Below are 19,096 nucleotides of genomic sequence, written 5' to 3'. Positions count from 1 at the left end.
GTCGGTCCGACCGGTCCGGACGGGTCCTCTCCACGGGTACATACGGTGACATTCGGTGAGATACGGGCGCCTGGAGGGTGAGCCGTCCCATAGGGCCCAGATCACATACGAGCCGCTCTAGTAGGCCCGCACGGGCCGATCCTGCGGCCCCGCACCGGCTCCCACCTGCACGGAACGCCCCGCCCCCGGCGCGGGGCCGCGGGCCCCCGGCTGCGAGGGCGCCTAGTAGGAGCGGTCGTTGCCAGGGGGTCGGGGCGTCTGTAGAACTGGATGAGTCGCCAGGCGGCACGGGTGCTTCACCCGCCGCCGACGAACCCCTCTCCTTCGCGTGAGTGGCTCACGCATGTCTTCGACATGCCGCGACCGTCCCCGTCCCCTTCGGAAGGTCCGTCCGTGTCCCACACCGTCATCCGCCGCATCGCCGCCTCGAAGAAGACCCTCGCGGGTGCCGTCGTCGCCCTCGGTGTCGCCGGTTCCATGCTCGCCACGGTTCCCGCCCAGGCGGCTCCGACGAGCGCCAAGGCGATCGCCCAGCAGATGATCAAGGACCCGGCGCAGTTCGCGGCGTTCAACAACATCGTGTCCCGCGAGAGCGGCTGGAACCACACCGCCACCAACGCCTCCTCGGGCGCCTACGGCCTGGTCCAGGCCCTGCCGGCCTCGAAGATGGCCTCGGCGGGCTCGGACTGGAAGACCAACCCGGCCACCCAGATCAAGTGGGGCCTGGACTACATGAACTCCCGCTACGGCAGCCCCGTCGGCGCCTGGAAGTTCTGGCAGAACAACCACTGGTACTAAACCGCCGGTGGACCTCAGACGCACGTGAACGCCCGGCCGGGCACCCCGGCCGGGCGTTCACGCGTGTCCGGCCGCCGGGCCCGCCGGAGCGGTGCGGGCCGGTCCACGCCCCGGGGCCGGCGCGGGATGCGGGTCGACAGCACGTCACCGGCGCCGCATGCGCCGGAAGCCGCCGAATGTCCTTCGTCCGGGTGAGCCCGGGGCCGTACCACTGTGGGGGGCGGAGGCCCACGGCGACGATCTTCGATCGTGACGCGTAGAAAGTCGGACCTTCATGAGCTCGCCGAGCGCTGGACGCTCTCGGAGGAGGAGCGGGAACTCGCCGCGGGCAAGCGCGGCGCGACCCGGCTGGGATTCGCCGTGCTGCTCAAGTTCCACACCCTGTACGGCCGCTTCCCCCACGGCCCGTCGGAGCTGCCGGACGGCGCCGTCGCGTGCGTCGCCCGCCGGCTGCACGTTCCCGCGTCCGACCTGGACTCCTACAACTGGACGGGGCGGACCGCCGAGTACCACCGCGCGCAGATCCGCGGCCACCGCCGCTTCAGGGAGTGCACCGTCGCCGACGCCAAGGAACTCACCGGCTACCTGGCCGGCACCGTCGCCCGGGAGGAACGCACCCCCGAACGGGTCCGCGAGGAGCTGATGCGGCGCTGCCGCGCCGAGGGCGTCGAACCGCCCACCCCCGGCCGCTGCGACCGGATCGTCGCCGCGGCGCTCCACGCGGCCGAGGAGGCGCTCACGGCGCAGGTCTGCTCGCGGCTCAGCCCGGAAAGCACCCAGCGAATCGTTTCCCTGGTGGCCGCCCGGGCCGGCCGCAACGCCGCCGCCGCACCCGGAGCCGGGCCGGCGGGGCCGAGCCAAAACGATCCGCCACTCCTGAAGACGATCAAAGAGGCCCCGGGCGCGGCCAGCCTGCAGACGATCCTCGCCGAGGCGGACAGGCTCCTGGCGGTCCGCTCGATCGGACTGCCGCCGGACCTGTTCACCGGCATCGCACCCCCGGTCCTGGCCGGCTGGCGGACCCGCGCCGCCGCCGAGGCCCCCTCCCTCCTGCGGACCCACCCCGTCCCCTTGCGGGTGACCCTGCTGGCCGCCCTCCTCCACACCCGGGAGCGGGAGCTGACCGACACCCTGGCGGACCTCGTGATCTCCCTCTCGGGCCTCCTGCGGGCCGCCGCCCCACCCTCCGACGGGCCCCGCTGACCGGCCGGCGGGGCCGGCCGCCGCCCCGAAACCCCGGACACCGGCCGGAACACGTGGAGGGGCCCCGGTGCCGTACGGCACCGGGGCCCCGAAGGAACTGCTACACCATCTGCCGGCCCTGATCCTGCGCCGGCCCTCTGTTTCCGCCCACCCGACCGAAACGCCGTCGGGGGAGCGGGGATCGCGGTTGCCTGACCGGAGACCACCTCACTATCGATGTCCTGCGGTACCCGGGCTCGAACAACCCGCCCGGGCGATCCTGATGGCGCCTGCCCGCTCCTCCGTTCTTCCCTCGGTGATCAACTGCCTACCACGGGAACTGCGTACTGCTGGTGACGCGAACCACTGCGCGGCCCGTCCCGGCGCCACGCTCCGGCAGCCAGCCCCGTCGCCCGTCGTGCGTCTGCTCTGGCTTGGAACCCCACTGCCGGACCTCCCGGTGCGCGCGTCCGCAGCCGACGCCTTCACCGAGGTGCTGCACTTCGCTGCCGGGTGCCGCGGGTACTGCCCCGCGACACCGTCCACGGCGGCCCCTGATCACCTCGGGCCACCCGGTCCGGTCGTCAGCCCCGTCGCCGTCCTGCAACCGCTCTGGCTTCGACGCTCCACCACCGCACCGTCCTGCGTACTGCAACTGCGCTACCACCGCCCGGCAGTTCGTCTCTGCCGGGCCCTGCTGTCTCTCTGGGCTACGAGAGAAACCATAACCACGCCATCGCCCAATGTCTACTCCAGCCATCATAGATTTCCGCGTGTTCGACGGTCAGGTAATCGACCTCGAACAACGACACGGCAGGGTGCGGCCCCCACCCGCGATTGGCGGACCACGGGCAGGGCACAAGAGCCCACGGCCGGCACCGCACACCGCGCACCCAACCGGAACCGCGCACCGAACCAGGAAGAGACCGGGGTGACCCCGATGGACACGATGAGCCTCGCCATCGCGACGGTCCGCCCCGCGGCCTCCCTCGCCGGCGCCCGCGAGGGCGCCCGCGCCTTCCTCGAAGGCCTCGTCCGCCCGATCGCGGCCGAAGTCGCCGACGCCCTGGTCCTGATCGTCTCGGAACTCGTCACCAACGCCCTGCGCCACGGCGGCGGCGCCTGCACCCTGGACCTGACCGCCCACCCCGACACCATCGAGGTGGCCGTGCACGACCGCAGCCCGCACGAGCCGCACACGCGCACCCCCGACCTGCACGGCGGCACCGGCGGCTTCGGCTGGCCCATGGTCAACCGCCTCGCCCGCGCCACCGCCGTGACCCGCCGGCCGGCCGGCGGCAAGACCGTCAGCGCCCTCCTCGCCCGCTAGGCCGTCTCTTTCGGATCTTGCCGGGCCCGCGACGCCTGGCACCGTGCCCGGCCGCACTGCCGAGGCGACCACGTACGTCCAGTACGCGAGCGCCCCGGCAGCACGCCCAGGCACGGCACCAGACGCCGCGGGCTCGGCCGACAAGATCCGAAAGAGACGACCTAGCGGCGCCACGCGCCACCCGCGCACCACACCGCGCCGGGCCGCCCTCGGACCGGTCGGCCGGAAGCCCGCGCGCCCCCGCTCCCGCCCCGTTCCGAAGGCCCGCCGCCCCGGCGGCCGTCAGGGGCGCAGACCGGCCCGGTCGAGGGCGACCCGGGAGAGGTCGGAGATGACCCGCTGGTCCCCCCGCCGCCACGCGTCGGCGAGACCGCCCGCGGGCACCGGGACCGCGGCGAGGTCGCCCGGCGGGCCGGTCAGGGCGCGCAGGGCGAGCAGGTCGGCGCCCCCGGGCGCGTCGAGGAGGCGCCGGACGGTGACGCCGCGCCGGATCCAGCGCAGGCGCCAGGGCAGCCACAGCAGCAGCACGGCGGCCACCGGGACGACGATCAGCGCCACCGTGGTCAGGTCCGCGACCCGGCCGACGGTGTCCTGGAGCGACTGTCCGGCGTCGGCGAACCCGCTGCCGGCGTCGGCGGCGGAGCGCAGCGGCTTCTCCAGCAGACCGCCGACGAGCGGTACGCCCCCGGCCGCGTCCCCGGCGTTGCCGAGTCCGGCGGCGAGGCTGTCGCCCGCGCTCTCGACCTTCCGCCCCGGCTCGGCCAGCAGCATGATCGTTTCGCGGACGGCCAGGGCGAACCACACCGCGGCGGCCACCAGGGCCGCGGCGATCAGGTCCCCGAGCACCTGCCGGTTCCGACGTGCCGGGGTCTGGGCGTAAAGACGCATCGTCGGGCTCCCGTTGGGGTCGTGGCGTCGAGGAGGACCGGTCCCCGCCCGGTGAGGCCGGCCGGTCACCCGACCGTACGCCGCACCCGTCCCTTCCACCGACCCGCGCGGCCGAACCCTCCCCCCCCCGGCGCCGACACCCACCTCGTGTCCGGAGACCGGGCCCTGGAGTTACAGAACGCCCTCGGCATCGGCGACGCCCGCATCATGCCGCGCACCGGCAGCCACTCAGGCCTCCCGGGCGGCAACGACCGGGAGAACCCGGTCCTGACCCCCGGGAGCACGTACCGCTCGATGCGGCAGCCGCACAGCGCCGCCGAGTACGACGACGACGTCGGCCGGGCGCTCCTCGTGTCGATCCAGGTCGTCCCGGAGGCCGCGCGCTTCCCGCCCGTCTTCAACGCCGAGTTCCGCCGCCCCGCCCGCCGGCGGGGGACCGCCCGCGCGATCCCGCCGCCCCTTCTATCTCCAACCCGCGTTGTTCCTAGAATGGCCGGATGGAGGACATCGACGCGATCGCGGCGCTGCAGGACCCGGTACGACGCCGCCTCTACGAGTACGTGGCGGCGCAGGGCCGCGAAGTCGGCCGCAACGAGGCCGCCGAAGCGGCCGGGGTGGCGCGGACCCTCGCCGCGCACCACCTGGACCGGCTGACCGAGGCCGGCCTGCTGGAGAGCGGCAGCCGCCGCCTGACGGGCCGTTCGGGGCCGGGGGCGGGCCGCCCCGCCAAGGTGTACACCCGCTCGCGCACCGAGCGGACGCTGTCACTGCCCGCCCGCGACTACCGCACCGCCGCCGAACTCCTCGCCGAGACCGTCGAGCGGGCCGGGCTGGACGCCGCGCTCTGCGCGGCCGCGCGCCGCCGCGGTGAAGCCCTGCGCGCTCCCGCCGAGCCCTGCGCCAGCCTCGAAGAGGCCGTGGAACTGCTGGCCGCCCGCGGCTACGAACCGCACCTGGAGGACACCGGGGGCGCCGGACCTGCCGGAGGCCCCGAAGGTACGTCCGGGACGGCCGCGCGCGCCGTCCGCATGCGCAACTGCCCCTTCCACGCCGTGGCCGAACGCTTCCCGCCCCTGGTCTGCGGCATGAACCTCGCACTGCTGGAAGGGCTGCTCGGTGCGGCCGGCGCCGTCCGCGCCCGCATGGACGCCCGGCCGGGGGAGTGCTGCGTCGTCGTGGAAGATTCTAAAAACAACGATCATTGACATAGAAAAGCGGGCCGTGCTGGGATGAGCCCATGACCCCACCCCCACCCGCACCCGCACCCGCACCCGCACCCGTGCCCGCCGCCCAACTCGCCCAACTCAACGTCGCCGCCCTCCTCCACCCCCTCGACGACCCGCGCACCGCACCGTTCGTCGACCTGCTCGACCCGGTCAACGCCGCCGCCGACACCGCACCCGGCTTCGTGTGGCGACTGGTGGAGGAAGGAGCGGCCGACGCCACCGGCCTGCGCCCGGCGGGCGAGCACGTCATCGTCAACCTGTCGGTCTGGCAGGACCAGGACTCCCTCTGGGACTTCGCCTACCGCAGCGGACACCTGGAGGCGATGCGGCAGCGCCGCGCCTGGTTCGCACGGCACGTCGAGGCCCACCTGGTGCTCTGGTGGATCCCCGCCGGCCACCTCCCGACCCTCGACGAGGCCCTGGAGCGACTGGCGGACCTGCGGGCACACGGACCCTCCCCCCGCGCGTTCACCTTCGCCTCCTCCCACACCGCCGCCGAAGCCGCCGACCACCTGCCCACCGCGCCGCCGGCACCGCCGCGACCGTCCCCGGCCGCCCACCCGGCGAAAGCCTGACAAGGCCGCCCCGCTCGCCCGCCCGTGCCCCCCGCCCCACGAGAGCGACCGGGGCCGCACCCGCCCCACCCGCCGCCGCCCCCCCCGGCACCGCGCCCCGGGAGATGCGCCCCGCCGGAGGGAAGCGCACCATGACCGTGACACCGGACGGGGAACCCACCCCCGCTCCGAGACCGCCCCCCGGGGCGAGCGGGACGGCCGGGCCGGGGGAGCCGACGAGGCCCACCGCCCGTAGACGGACATGGAGGGCAGTCGTGGCCGCACACCGAACCAACCCCCCGCACCCCGGGCAAGACGCCGGCCCCCGCGCCCCCGCCGCACCACCCCCCACGCCCGGCCCCACGCCCGGCCCGCACCGCTCGCCCGTCGCACTGCGCATCAACGGCCGCGACCACGTCCTCGACCTGGACCACCGCGTCACCCTCCTCGACGCCCTGCGCGAACGCCTCGACCTGACCGGATCCAAGAAGGGCTGCGACCACGGCCAGTGCGGCGCCTGCACCGTCCTCGTCGACGGCCGGCGCGCCAACAGCTGCCTGCTGCTCGCCGTCGCCCACGACGGGGCCGAGATCACCACCGTCGAGGGACTGGCCGACGCCGACGGCGCCCTCCACCCCCTCCAGCAGGCCTTCCTCGACCACGACGCCTTCCAGTGCGGCTACTGCACCCCCGGCCAGCTCTGCTCCGCCGTCGGCGCCCTGCGGGAAGCCGCCGCCGGCCACCCCTCCCACGCCACCACCCCGACCACCGCGGCCGCCACCGGCCGCCCGGCCGTCCTGACCCCCGAGGAAATCAGGGAACGCATGAGCGGCAACCTCTGCCGCTGCGGCGCCTACAACGCCATCGTCGACGCCGTCACGACCGTGGACACCGCCACGAACACCGCCGCCACGACAGGCGACCCCACGACAGACGACCCCGCCCCGGACCCCGCCCCGAGCCGGGAGGCAGCCGCGTGAAGCCCTTCACCTACGTACGGCCCACCAGCCTCCGGGAAGCGGCCGCCGCCCACGCCCGCCACCCCGGCTCCCGCTACCTCGGCGGCGGCACCAACCTCGTCGACCTCATGAAGCGCGACGTCGAAACCCCGGACACCCTCATCGACCTCACCCGGCTGCCCCTGCACGCCATCGAGGAACTGCCCACCGGCGCACTGCGCGTCCAAGCCGCGGTACCCAACACCGACCTCGCCGCCCACCCCCTCGTCCGCACCCGCTACCCCGCCCTGTCCCAGGCCCTCCTCGCCGGCGCCTCCGGACAACTCCGCAACATCGCCACCACCGGCGGAAACCTCCTCCAACGCACCCGCTGCCCCTACTTCCAGGACCCCTCCAAACCCTGCAACAAACGCGAACCGGGCACCGGCTGCAGCGCCCGCGACGGCGTGCACCGCGACCACGCCGTCCTCGGCCAATCCGACCACTGCATCGCCACCCACCCCTCCGACATGGCGGTCGCCCTCGCCGCCCTGGACGCCACGATCGAGCTGTACGACGCCGAGCACGGCACCCGCCAGGTCGCCGCCACCGCCTTCCACCGCCTCCCCGGCGACCACCCCGAACAGGACACCGTCATCCGCCCGGGCGAAATCCTCACCGCCGTGCTCCTGCCCCCCGCCGCCCCCGCGGCCGCCTCCCTCTACCGCAAGGCCCGCGACCGCGCCTCGTACGCCTTCGCCCTGGCCTCCGTCGCCGCCGTACTCGAACTCCGCGACGGCCGCGTACACCACCTCGCCCTCGCCTTCGGCGGCCTCGCCCACCGCCCCTGGCGCGCCACCACCGCCGAAGCACGACTGACCGGCGCCCGCCCCACCGAGCGGGCCCTGCGCGAAGCCGTCGACGCCGAACTCGCCGCGGCCCGCCCCCTGCGCGACAACGCCTTCAAGGTCGACCTCGCCCGCAACCTCGCCCACGACGCGCTCACCACCCTGATCCGCACCACCACCGGCGACCCGCCCCCCACCCCCCGCCGGCCGTGACCCCACCCGACCAGGAAGGGACCGCCCATGCCCCCCGACCCCGGCAGCCCCACCGCCCTCGGCAGCCCCGCCCCCCGCCGGGAAGGCCGCGAAAAGGTCACGGGAACCGCCCGCTACGCCGCCGAGCACACACCCCCCGGCTGCGCCTACGCCTGGCCCGTGCCCGCCACCGCCGCCCGCGGCCGCGTCACCTCCCTCGACACCGCCGCCGCCACCGCCCTCCCCGGCGTGATCGGCGTCCTGACCCCGTACGACGCACCCCGCCTGGGCACCTGGGACGACCCCACCCTCCACCTCCTCCAGGACCTCCGCGTCCCCCACCGCGGCTGGTACGTCGCCCTCGCCGTCGCCCACACCCCCGAAGACGCACGGGCCGCCGCGGCCGCCGTGCGCGTCGCCTACGACACCGGTCCGCACGACGTCACCCTCCGCGCGGACCACCCCCACGCCTACACCCCCCAGGACGCCAACGGAGGCCACCCCGCCCACCGCGAACACGGCGACCCCGACACCGCGCTCACCACCGCACCCGTACAGGTCGACTGCACCTACACGGTGGCCCCCCTGCACAACCACCCCATGGAGCCGCACGCCGCCACCGCCGACTGGGACGAGGAACACCACCACCTGACCGTGCACGACTCCAGCCAGGGCGCGCACCCCGTCCGCGCCGCACTGGCCGCCCTGCTCAAGCTCACCGAAGACGACATCACCGTCGTCTCCGAACACGTCGGCGGCGGATTCGGTTCGAAGGGCACCCCCCGCCCGCACGTCGTCCTCGCCGCGATGGCCGCACTCCACTACCGCAGACCCGTCAAACTCGCCCTGCCCCGCGCCCACCTGCCCGCCACCGTCGGACACCGCGCACCCACCCTGCACCGCGTCCGGCTCGGCGCCCGCGCGGACGGCACCCTCACCGCCCTCACCCACGAGGTCACCACCCACACCTCACGGATCCGCGAATTCGTCGAACAAGCGGCCGTACCCGCCCGCGTCATGTACGCCGTACCGGACGTCCGCACCACCCACCGCGTCGTCGCCCTCGACGTCCCCACCCCCTCCTGGATGCGCGCCCCCGGCGAGGCACCCGGCATGTACGCCCTGGAATCGGCGATGGACGAACTGGCCGACGCGCTCGGCATCGACCCCGTCGAACTGCGCGTGCGCAACGAACCGCCCACCGAACCCGACAGCGGCCGCCCCTTCAGCAGCCGCCACCTCGTGGACTGCCTGCGCGACGGCGCCCGGCGCTTCGGCTGGACCGGCCGACCCCGACCGACCCGCGAAGGCCCCTTCCTCATCGGCACCGGAGTGGCCGCCGCCACCTACCCCGTCCTCGTCTCCCCCTCCACCGCCCGGGCCCACGCCCGCCCCGACGGCCACTACCTCGTCGAAGTCGACGCCACCGACATCGGAACCGGCGCCCGAACCGTCCTGGCCCAGATCGCCGCCGACGCCCTGCACACCCCCCTCGACACCGTGACCGTCGCCCTCGGCCACACCGGCCTGCCCGACGCCCCCCTCGCCGGCGGCTCCTCCGGCACCGCCTCCTGGGGCTGGGCCGTCCACGACGCCTGCACCGCCCTGACCGCACGCCTGCGACACCACCACGGACCGCTCCCCGCCGAAGGACTGTCCGCCTCCGCCGACACCACCCCGTCCGCCCCGCAGACATCCCCCTACGCCCGGCACGCCTTCGGCGCGCACTTCGCCGAAGTCCGCGTCGACACGGTCACCGGAGAGGTCCGCGTCCGCCGCATGCTGGGCGTCTTCGCGGCCGGCCGCATCCTCAACCCGCGCACCGCCCGCTCGCAGTTCAAGGGCGCCATGGTGATGGGGCTGGGCATGGCGCTCACCGAACACAGCACCATGGACGCGGCGTTCGGCGACTTCACCGAGAGCGACCTCGCCGCCTACCACGTACCGGCGCACGCCGACGTACCCGCCATCGAAGCCCACTGGATCGACGAACACGACACCCACCTCAACCCCATGGGCAGCAAGGGAATCGGCGAGATCGGCATCGTCGGAGCGGCGGCCGCGATCGGCAACGCCGTCAGCCACGCCACCGGACACCGCCTGCGCGAACTGCCCCTCACCCCCGACCGCGTCCTGCCCGCCCTCGCCCGCCCCGCCTGACCCGGTTCACCCGGTGTCCCCGAGGTGGTCGCGCGCCCAGGCCTCGAAGGACGTGAGGGGCAGCCCCAGGTCCCGTGCGAACCGGGGGCGGGCGGGCTGGGGCTCCTCGTTGATGCGGGCCTGAGCGAAGCCCATGCCGGGCATCCCCGCCGCCGTCGCCTCCTCCGCGGTCATGTCGGGCGCGGTCAGCCCGGTACCCAGGGCCCGGGAGAGGATCGCGGCGATGTCCGTCATCGTCAGGAAGTCACCCGCCAGTTCCAGCTCGACCCCGGCGAACCGCTCCGGCTCGGCGACAGCCGCGGCGGCCGCCGTCCCGATGTCGTCGACCGCGATCAGCGACAACCGGGTCGCGGGCTTCAACAGGCTCACCAGCCCGCCCCCGACCCCGCGAGGGAACATGATCCGCGCGGAGGGGAGGAAGTTCTCCATGAAGAACCCCGGCTTGACGAGCGTCCAATGAGCGAAGCCCGCCTCGCGGACCCGGTCCTGGATCCCGGCCTTGGCGGTGTAGTACGGCTCCATCCACGCCCACCGGCCCTTCACCCAGCCGACGTGCTGCCCGGCACCGGAGACCGACGTGTGCACGAACTGCGGGACCCCGGCGGCCCGCGCACCCTCGATCAGGTTGACGGCCTGCGCGACCTCGCCCTCGAACCCGCGGCCGTCCAGGTCGGGCATCTGGACCGAGAAGACCGCGCGCACCCCCGCGGCGGCCCGGCGCACGGAGCCCGGGTCGTCGAGGTCGCCGGTGACCAGTTCGCCGCCCAGCGCCCCGACGGCCCGCGCCCGGGCGGTCGCGGGATCCCGGACCAGCGCCCGAACGCCAATCCCCGCCGCGAGCAGGGCGCGAGCCGTGGCGCCCCCCTGCCGGCCGGTGGCGCCGACGACCAGAACCGGGGCGGAGTCCGCGCTCATGCTGCTCCTCGGATGGCATCCCAACACAAACGGCGGGGCCCGCCGTTTGTTGCCGGGTACGATACGGAGGGCCCCGCCGCTTAGCAAGTACGGAGATGACGCCATGGCCGTCCAGCGCGTGGACGCACGGCGCAACCGCGCACTGATCCTCGCCGTGGCGGAGGCGGAGGTCGCCGCGCACGGCGCCGACGCCTCCCTGGAGCAGATCGCCCGCACCGCCGGAGTCGGATCGGCCACCGTGCGCCGGCACTTCCCCAGCCGCCGGGCCCTGCTGCAAGCGGTGTTCGGCAACCGGATCGACGCCCTGTGCGCCCACGCCGCGGCCCTCGCCGACGCGGACGACCCCCGGGCCGCGCTGCTGGACTGGCTGAGCGCCCTCACCACGTACGCGACCTCCGCGCGCGGCATGGCCGATGCGCTCCTCCGGGACGACCGGGACGACAAGGACGACACGGACCACGTGAATGCCTGCTCGGCACGGCTCGCCGGCGCGGTCGATCCTCTGCTGCACCGCGCCGCCCGGGCCGGCGCGATGGCGTCAGGGGTGACCACCGCCGACCTGATCTCGCTGGTCACGGGCCTCGCACTCGCCACGGAGCACCATCCCGACCCTGCCGCCGAAGCACACCGGCTGCTCGCCCTGACGGTACGGGGGATCAGCCCGCAGAGCTGAGCAGGCGGCCGCGCGCCCGCGGCGCCGGCCGTCGCAGCAGCCCCTTCAGTCGCAGCTGCATCACGGGTGAAGCGAGGCGGAAAAAAATGACGAACAAGCAGAAAGGATATTGCCGCGAACTGATTTCGAAATAAACTGTCGCCCGCTTTTGCGAGCCGCATGAACGATTCCCCCCGGGCGCTGTTCGGGTTTCGCGGAGACCGTATCCTTTCGGGCCGCGGGGGAGGTTCGTCATACGAATACTCCGATGGTTCCAACGTCGCCCCCCGAATCTTGAGTTTCCGCTGCCGTCTCGACAGAGTTGCCGAGCAGGCCGAATGGTGCGCGGCTCGACCGAGAGGGCTCGATCGTGGGAAGAAAAGCCCCGCCCGGGGGACCGGAAGTGATCTGACCCGCATCGGTTCGCCCTCGGCACCGATGACGAGAACGATGCCCGGGCGGACCGCCATTTCCCCTCGCTTGCCGTTGACCGATCCCGGCACGGACAGCTCTCTCGCCGCGGCCGCGCGCGAGAATGCATCACGCCGGCATGGTGCCGGTCAGGCGAATTCGCATCGAAATCGACGGAAAGAATGGTGGAGCGCCATGGGATTCGACCACACGCTGCGTCTCAGGAACGAATCGGGAAAGACCAAGGACTTCGCCGTTTTTCAGAGGCATCCGGCCGTACCGAAGGACGGCCTCGCGCTCGCTTGGTTCGTGAAGACCATTCACGACAATGCGAAGGCGGACGACTCCTCCACATTTCAGTGGAACGAGGTGTATTCCTTCGTCTGGTCCCAGACGGGAAAGCTCAACGAACAGGTCCGCTTCGAATCCAGTGACGAGTGGCCCGCGGCCCCCGACGCGGTCAAGACCTCGTCGACGAGGACCAAGGCGGGCGACCAGGTGAACCTCGTCAAGAGCGGCAACGCGTACACCTTCCAGGAGGTCGCCAAGCCCCAGGACCTCTCCACGAAGGGCCTTGCCGTACTCGGCGACAAGAGCATCGTGGACTACGAGGTGTCCGCCGGCCTGGCCATGTACGGCTCGCCGTTCTTCGTGGTGCAGGCAGAGCCCAGCTGGAACTGGGTCTTCACTCCGGACCCGCAGTACTGGATCGTCGCCACGACACAGGTCCAGGGAGACGCCATCAGCGCCACCGGGTCGAGCAACGCCTTCAAGGTCGACTTCTCCAGGAGCGCCGACGTGACCGTCGTCTACAACAACAAGAACGAATTCTCGCAGCAGTAGACCGCACCGGCACCCTCCGGAGCAGCGCCGGACCGACGGCACAGCGGCGTGCACCCCGGCCCCGCATCCGGCGACCCGCTTCCCGGACACGCCCACCGCCGGCCGCCCGCACGACGGGGCCGGACAGACGCACTCTGTCCGGCCCCCCGGCACGAACCCGCCCACCCAGCCCCAACCGACGCCCGGTCGAGGGCCTCCCCGCACGATGCGGCGCGGTGCGCGGCCGCCGCACCTACGCGTCCGGCTCCGGCAGCCGCGCGCCGGAGCCGGCCGGACCGCCCTCGGCCCACCGGAACGCGTACCCGCACAGATACCGCCCGAGGCCTCGGCCCCCATGCCCGAGGCAGGCCCACGCCGGCGGGTCGCGCCCCGAGGCACAGGTCAACTCGCGCACCGGGGAGGCCCGGACCGGCTGACGTCGGACGAACCCGGTGCCGCACCCGTCTTCGTACGCGACAAGACGGGACGCGCATCGGCGCCCGGCGAAGTAGTGGTCGGTTCCGGCCGCGCAGAACGGTCCCGGCGCGCCCCGCCAGTCCCGGCCCTCCCACCCATCGGGCGCAGCCTCGGACCCGCCGCGCCTCACCAGGCCGCCCCGCCACGGCGGACGGGGCCCCGCCCACCAGAGCGCGGCCGCCCGGTCGGCCCGGCAGGCCATGGCCCCAGACGCCAGGCCGCAGGAACACCTCGGGCCCTCCTCCTCAGGCACGGCGAAGGCCACCCACCGGCAGTCCGCCCCCCTCGGCAGGGCGGGCGGCCCGGGCACGCAACAGCCGACAGGACACGGCCCGGCAAAGCCCGTCACCGTCACCCGCGCCCGTCACCGTCACCCGCGCCCAACCCCGCGCCCGCGCCCAGGCCAGAACCCGCGCCCACGCCCGCGTCCCCGCCCAGCCCCGCGCCCAGGCCAGTACCCGCGCCCGCGCCTGCGGCGCCCGTGCCGCAGCCCGCGGCGCCCACAGCCCGCGGCGCTCCCTTCCCGCCGGACCACCGGCCCCTTCGTCGCCGCCTTCAGGGGCGAGCAGCGGGTGGCGGCCCGGCTGCACGGCGGCCCTGCGGTGATCGGCGCGGGCCCGCCCCACACCGCCCCGCCCCACACCGCTTCCGCTGCCCTCGCGGACAGGCCGACCGTGCGCGAACAGCCCCCGCTCCGTGCCCCTTGCACCCAATGTCCCGGACGGCCGGAACGCCCTCGGCCGGGTGCGCATCTGGCTGTTCGTCACGCATCCCGCGTGACGCTTCCACCGAACCGCACACCGCCGGAGGACCGTTGCCCCGCCATTCCCGCACACCCACCGCGCTCGGACTCGGCATCACAGCCGCCCTGACCCTGGCCCTGGCCGCAGCGCCCGCCGCCCAGGCCGCCGCCCCGGCACCCGACCCCGTCCCGGCGCTGGTGGCAGGCGCGGACACCGCCGCCCCGCAACTCGTCACCGGCCTGGCCGAGCCGGCCCAGGGGAGCCCCGCCGACGCCGCCAAGGCCCATCTCGCGGCCCACCCGGACCGCTACCGGATCGATACCGCGCAGCTGACCGAGATCGCGTCCGAGCGCGGCCCGGACGGACGGCACACCGTCAGGTTCCAACAGCGCCACCACGGCATACCCGTCTTCGGCGCGCAGTACCTCGTCCACCTCACCGGCGCCGGCACCGGGCAACGCGTCGAGTCGGTCGCCGGCAAGTACTTCACCGGCCTCACCGCACCGACCACCGCCACCGTCCCCGATGCCGTGCTCCGCGAGCTGGCACTCGGTTCGCTCGGCGACCCGCGCACCCGCGCCGGAGCCAGAGCCAGAGCCGAGGACCACGGCCAGCTGATCCTGCCCGGCGGCGGCGGCCGGCTGGCCCGGCACTTCACCCTGCGCACCACCCCGGCCACCGGCGGCCCACGGGCCCGTGAGGTCTACGTGGACGCCACCGACGGCACGATCGCCCTCTCCTACGACGCCCGCACCCCGGACCCCACCACCCCCACCCCCACCGGCAGCGCCCACACCGCACCCGACGCCGAACCTGCCACCGGCACCGCCCCGGACGCCCTCGGCCGCACCGTCAAAGTGAACATCGGCCGCCTTCCGGACGGCAGTTACCAGCTCACCGACCTCACCCGGCCGGCCACCATCACCACCTACGACGCCGCGGGCCGCAGCTACTACGACTTCGGCGGCGGCATCCCCGCCGACGTCCTCCCGGCCGGCTCCCCGGGCCCCGACTTCCCGGCCTCCACCGGCAGCAGCGGCGCCACCGACGCCCACCTGGGCGCCACCGCCGTCTACGACTTCTACCGCGACCGGCTCGGCCGGAACGGCCTCGACGGCAAGGGCTCCCCGATCATCTCCGTGGCCAACGCGAGCGACGACGGCACGCCCATGAACAACGCGCTCTGGGACGGCCAGAAGATGATCTACGGCGTCGGCGGCGGCAACCACCGGCCGTTCTCCGTCCCCCTCGACATAGCGGGCCACGAGATGACCCACGGCGTCATCCACAACACCGCCGACCTGGTGGGCACCGGCCAGCCCGGCTCGATGAACGAGGCACTGGCCGACTACTTCGGCAACGCCATCGAAGTCACCGCCCTGGGCACGGCGATGAACGACCCGAAGGCCGCACTGCTGGGCGAGACCCTGTGCCTCACCGGTACCCTTGAAGCCTGCGCACAACGCCGCCTGGACGACCGCCGGACCACCCTGAACGACTACCTCGGCGCCGGGAACGACGTCGACAGCGGCGGAGTCCACCCGAACTCCACCATCTTCGGCGGCGCACTCTGGGACATCCGGCGCACACTGGACCCCCTCGTCGCCGACCGGCTGATCTACCGGGCACTCACCGACTACCTCACCCCGCTGGACGAATTCGTCGACGGACGCAACGCCGTCCTCGCCGCCGGCAAGGCCATGAAGCTCACCCGCACCCAGCTCCGCTCGGTGACAGCGGCATTCGACGCACACGGGATCCGGGCCGGCTGGCAGCAGAACCTCGGCGTGGACAGCCACCTGCTGCTCCGGGGCGCCGCCAGCCCCGGCAAACCGGCCGTCGCCGACGGCCGCTGGGTGATGGGCAACACCGACCCGGCCAAGAAGAGCCAGGGCACCCCCCTGTACACCGGCTCCACCACCGGCTCCACCGCACCCACCAGGCTCAGCCCGCCGGACCAGCGGGCACACGGCTGGTCCGCCACCGACGGGAAGTCCGCCGCCTGGGTGGCACAGGGCACCGACAACCAGGGCGTATGGGGGTTCGAGGTACTGACCCGCTCCCTGACCGGCGGTCCGATCCGCAGCCTCTTCCGCTCCCCGACCCAGTGGCCCGCCGACGTCCAGATCTCGGGCCCCGACGTGGCCTTCCGGGTCGGCGACCCCACCACCGGCCGCGGCCAGGTGCTCCTCTTCCGCGACGGCGCACCGGCCGGGAAGCTCCCGCTCCCCGACGGCCACGACATGACCGGCCTCACCCTGAAGGACGGCCTGCTCGGCGGGACCGAGACCTGGACGGCCGCCGCGGGCGAGGTCTCCGCGCCCACCGTCTACTCGCTCGCCGACGGCAAGGCCACCGCCCAGTACGTGACGGGCGACCCGAACGGCGCCAGCGGGACCTGGACCTCCTCCACGCTCCTCGCGGGGGGCAGGCTGCTCTGGGTCGAGAACCCCGGTGACCGGACGAAGCGCAGCTCGATCCGTTCGGGGGCGCCGAACGGCTCCGGGACGACCGACGTGCTGCGCAGGGACACGCCGCACGCCCCGGTGAACATGGAACTCACCGCCTCCGACCGGTCGGTCACCTTCACCACCTGGGACACCAACCCCGCCGGAGGCTGGTCCAACGCGGTCCTGCCCAAGCTCTGGCAGCTCCCCCTCACCGGCGGAACCCCCGAGCGCCTCTCCTGCAACCGCGGCAGCCAGGTCATGGCGGCAGCCGACCAGGGCACCCGGGTGGTCTGGCTCGACTCCACCGCGGGCCGTACCGACCTGGTGGCCCGCAACCGCCCCGCCGGCACCTGCTGACCTCCGTCCACGGGACCGGGTGCCGGACCCATCGACGAGCCCGGCACCCGGCCGGTTCGCCGCCTCCCCGGGCGCCGGACCGCGGACGCGGCCCTGCACCCGAACCGGACCACGATCCCCCGGAAACCGCCATCCCCACGACCGCACGCCACGGCAGACCGTCTACGCACACGGCGCGGCCCGGCCGAAGGACGCCGAACGCCGGCGCACCGATCACCTCGCCCCGGGCCGTGTCCACTGCCCACACCGCCGGCGTACCGAACCACATCGGGCTGCTCAAGCCGACCGCGCCGATCGGCTCCACCCCGCAAGCCCGGCCGACGGGGCGTCTCCCACTGAAACGGGTTGTACCCGTCCTTCTGGAACGGGCACCGCCGTGGCCCCCCTGGCAGGAGGAACACGGCCGCACCGCCGGACCGGTGACGAAGCAGCACCCCGGGAAGAAGGGGAGAGGGGGAGAGAGCGGGAGGGGGGGGCGACCGCACGCCGGGCCTCCCGCCCCGACTCAGCCCTGCGCCAGCTCTGCCACGGGCTGCCACTTCTCCCACACGGCGAGACGCTGCTCGTAGTCGGCCTTGGCGATGCCCAACGGCCCCGAACCGAAGAAGCAGCGCAGCGGCGGCTCATCGGCGTCGACCACCTTCAGCACGGCGGCCGCGGACGCGGTCGGATCGCCCGGCGTACCGACACGCTTGCGGCGCTGCTCCTGCACCTCCTTGTGGAAGTCGGCGTACGCCGGCAACGGCTCGGACGTGCTCGACGACGACCCCGCCCAGTCGGTGGCGAACCCCCCGGGCTCGATCAGCGTGACCTTGATGCCGAACGGCGCCACCTCCTGGGCCAACGCCTGGCTCATGCCTTCGAGCGCCCACTTCGACGCGTGGTAGATCCCGACCAGCGGAAAGGCGCTGATGCCTCCGATGGAGGAGACCTGGAGAATGTGGCCGCCGCCCTGCTCACGCAGGAACGGCAGCGCCGCCTGCGTGATCCACAGAGCGCCGAACAGATTGGTCTCCAGCTGCGCGCGCGCCTCGGCCTCGGTCAGTTCCTCGACCATGCCGAAGTGGCCGTAACCGGCGTTGTTGACCACCACGTCGAGGCGCCCGAACCGCTCGTGCGCCTGCTGCACGGCGGCGAAGTCCGCGTCACGGTCCGTCACGTCCAGACGCAGGGGCAGCAGTCGTTCCCCGTACTTCTCGTGCAGGTCGCCCAGCGTGGAGAGGTCGCGCGCGGTCGCCGCCACCGAATCGCCGCGTTCGAGGGCGGCGATCGCCCACTCCCGGCCGAAGCCGCGCGAGGCACCGGTGATGAACCAGATCTTCTGCGTCATGGTGTGCTCCTCAGGGAAACTCGCCGTCCGTACGGTCGGCACGTCGCGGTGCTCTCCCACCAGCCAACACCTTCGAGCGGACTCGAAGGCAACTCCACTGCCCCAGGAGGCGGCATGTCGGGCCCGGCGGGACGGCACCCCGCCGAACCGGCACTCATGTCGACGCCTCGTCGGCCGGTGAAGGTACGGCGCGGGGACGCAGGACCATCAGCGACTCTTCCAAGGTTGCCACCATGGCGAAGGAGAACCGGTCGAGCGCTGGCCGCTGCGCCGGAGAACCAGGCCGTGGGCGCCTACGGCGCCGCGCTGAAGGCGGCCAGCGCCGGCAAGCTCGGCAAGGTGCCGCCCGCCGTCGGCACCTTCGCGAAGACGGCCATGGACCAGCACGCCGCACACGCCAAGGCATGGAACGCGGTGCTGACGGGAGCGGGCCGGCCCGCGATCACGGGAGTGCCGCTGTCCAACCAACCCGCCACCCTCAAGGCTCTCGGCCAGGCGAAGGACATCGGGGCCGTCGCCCGCCTGGCGCTCGCCCTGGAGGACCAGGCCGCGTAGACGTACCTGTTCGCGGCCGGCAACGTCCCCGGCCCGGCCGGCATCAGGACCGGCGCGAGCATCGCACCCGTCGAGGCCATGCACGCCGCGATCCTGCACTTCGTCCTCGGCGAATACCCCGTACCGGACGCCTTCAGACGGACAAGGCCGCCAAGCTCACCCTCTTCACCGTCTGACCTTGCCGACCCACGGACCGACCCACCGACCCCGAGCCGGGTGCCGCGACCGTGCCCGCCGTCACGCCACCCGGCCCCAGGAGCCCCGGCTC

General features: G+C 73.7%; 15 protein-coding genes. 12 read left to right on the top strand and 3 right to left on the bottom strand.

Going from position 1 to position 19,096, the window contains the following annotated elements:
• The first annotated feature begins 393 nt into the window (after nt 1-393).
• The 3 genes from CP968_RS00265 (at nt 394) to CP968_RS00250 (ending at nt 3,310) form a co-directional block, all read left to right on the top strand.
• Nucleotides 394-798: an aggregation-promoting factor C-terminal-like domain-containing protein gene (locus CP968_RS00265; RefSeq protein ID WP_412126184.1), complete on the top strand. Its 405-nt coding sequence runs from the start codon at nt 394-396 to the stop codon at nt 796-798.
• 249 nt (nt 799-1,047) lie between these two features.
• The gene (locus tag CP968_RS00260; protein WP_167536732.1) at nt 1,048-2,001 is read left to right on the top strand and encodes a DUF4158 domain-containing protein; all 954 of its coding nucleotides are present in this window, start codon (nt 1,048-1,050) and stop codon (nt 1,999-2,001) included.
• Between the two features lie 919 nt (nt 2,002-2,920).
• On the top strand, nt 2,921-3,310 hold the full coding sequence (locus tag CP968_RS00250) for an ATP-binding protein (RefSeq protein WP_150516058.1): 390 nt from the start codon (nt 2,921-2,923) through the stop codon (nt 3,308-3,310).
• Nucleotides 3,311-3,592: 282 nt separating this feature from the next.
• On the opposite strand, the gene CP968_RS00245 is transcribed toward CP968_RS00250, so the two are convergent.
• Entirely contained in the window at nt 3,593-4,198 is a 606-nt protein-coding gene (locus CP968_RS00245; protein WP_150516057.1) for a hypothetical protein, read from the bottom strand.
• A gap of 497 nt (nt 4,199-4,695) precedes the next feature.
• On the opposite strand from CP968_RS00245, the gene CP968_RS00240 reads away from it, so the two are divergent.
• From CP968_RS00240 to CP968_RS00220, 5 genes are all read left to right on the top strand, one after another.
• The gene (locus tag CP968_RS00240) at nt 4,696-5,403 is read left to right on the top strand and encodes a helix-turn-helix transcriptional regulator (RefSeq protein WP_150516056.1); all 708 of its coding nucleotides are present in this window, start codon (nt 4,696-4,698) and stop codon (nt 5,401-5,403) included.
• Between the two features lie 32 nt (nt 5,404-5,435).
• A complete protein-coding gene (locus CP968_RS00235) occupies nt 5,436-5,999 on the top strand; it encodes a DUF3291 domain-containing protein (RefSeq protein ID WP_150516055.1) in 564 nt (187 codons plus the stop codon).
• Nucleotides 6,000-6,370: 371 nt separating this feature from the next.
• Nucleotides 6,371-6,958, top strand: a complete 588-nt coding sequence (locus tag CP968_RS00230) for a (2Fe-2S)-binding protein (RefSeq protein ID WP_229886957.1) — start codon at nt 6,371-6,373, stop codon at nt 6,956-6,958.
• A complete protein-coding gene (locus CP968_RS00225; RefSeq protein ID WP_150516053.1) occupies nt 6,955-7,977 on the top strand; it encodes an FAD binding domain-containing protein in 1,023 nt (340 codons plus the stop codon). Before CP968_RS00230 ends, CP968_RS00225 begins: the two co-directional genes overlap by 4 nt.
• A 27-nt stretch (nt 7,978-8,004) precedes the next feature.
• Nucleotides 8,005-10,116 carry a xanthine dehydrogenase family protein molybdopterin-binding subunit gene (locus tag CP968_RS00220; protein ID WP_150516052.1) on the top strand — a complete coding sequence of 704 codons (2,112 nt, stop codon included), beginning with the start codon at nt 8,005-8,007 and terminating at the stop codon, nt 10,114-10,116.
• Nucleotides 10,117-10,122: 6 nt separating this feature from the next.
• Here the strand turns inward: CP968_RS00220 and CP968_RS00215 are convergent, their stop codons facing one another.
• Nucleotides 10,123-11,031, bottom strand: a complete 909-nt coding sequence (locus CP968_RS00215) for an NmrA/HSCARG family protein (protein WP_150516051.1) — start codon at nt 11,029-11,031, stop codon at nt 10,123-10,125.
• Nucleotides 11,032-11,134: 103 nt separating this feature from the next.
• Here CP968_RS00215 and CP968_RS00210 point away from each other — a divergent pair, with 103 nt between their 5' ends.
• The 3 genes from CP968_RS00210 (at nt 11,135) to CP968_RS00195 (ending at nt 16,943) form a co-directional block, all read left to right on the top strand.
• Nucleotides 11,135-11,704, top strand: coding sequence for a TetR/AcrR family transcriptional regulator (locus CP968_RS00210; RefSeq protein WP_150516050.1), 570 nt, complete (start codon nt 11,135-11,137; stop codon nt 11,702-11,704).
• A 585-nt stretch (nt 11,705-12,289) separates the two neighbouring features.
• Entirely contained in the window at nt 12,290-12,937 is a 648-nt protein-coding gene (locus CP968_RS00205; RefSeq protein ID WP_150516049.1) for a hypothetical protein, read from the top strand.
• A 1,270-nt stretch (nt 12,938-14,207) separates the two neighbouring features.
• Complete coding sequence (locus CP968_RS00195; RefSeq protein ID WP_167536731.1) at nt 14,208-16,943, top strand: M4 family metallopeptidase; 2,736 nt, start codon at nt 14,208-14,210, stop codon at nt 16,941-16,943.
• Between the two features lie 505 nt (nt 16,944-17,448).
• On the opposite strand, the gene CP968_RS00190 is transcribed toward CP968_RS00195, so the two are convergent.
• A complete protein-coding gene (locus tag CP968_RS00190) occupies nt 17,449-18,273 on the bottom strand; it encodes an SDR family oxidoreductase (RefSeq protein WP_150516047.1) in 825 nt (274 codons plus the stop codon).
• 285 nt (nt 18,274-18,558) lie between these two features.
• On the opposite strand from CP968_RS00190, the gene CP968_RS34320 reads away from it, so the two are divergent.
• Nucleotides 18,559-18,828, top strand: coding sequence for a ferritin family protein (locus tag CP968_RS34320; protein WP_208835961.1), 270 nt, complete (start codon nt 18,559-18,561; stop codon nt 18,826-18,828).
• The last annotated feature ends 268 nt before the right edge of the window (nt 18,829-19,096 follow it).

Source organism: Streptomyces subrutilus, assembly GCF_008704535.1.
In the GTDB taxonomy this organism is placed as follows: domain Bacteria; phylum Actinomycetota; class Actinomycetes; order Streptomycetales; family Streptomycetaceae; genus Streptomyces; species Streptomyces subrutilus.
The sequence above is the reverse complement of the archived record's forward strand: the minus strand, read 5'-3'. Positions and strand labels throughout refer to the sequence as shown.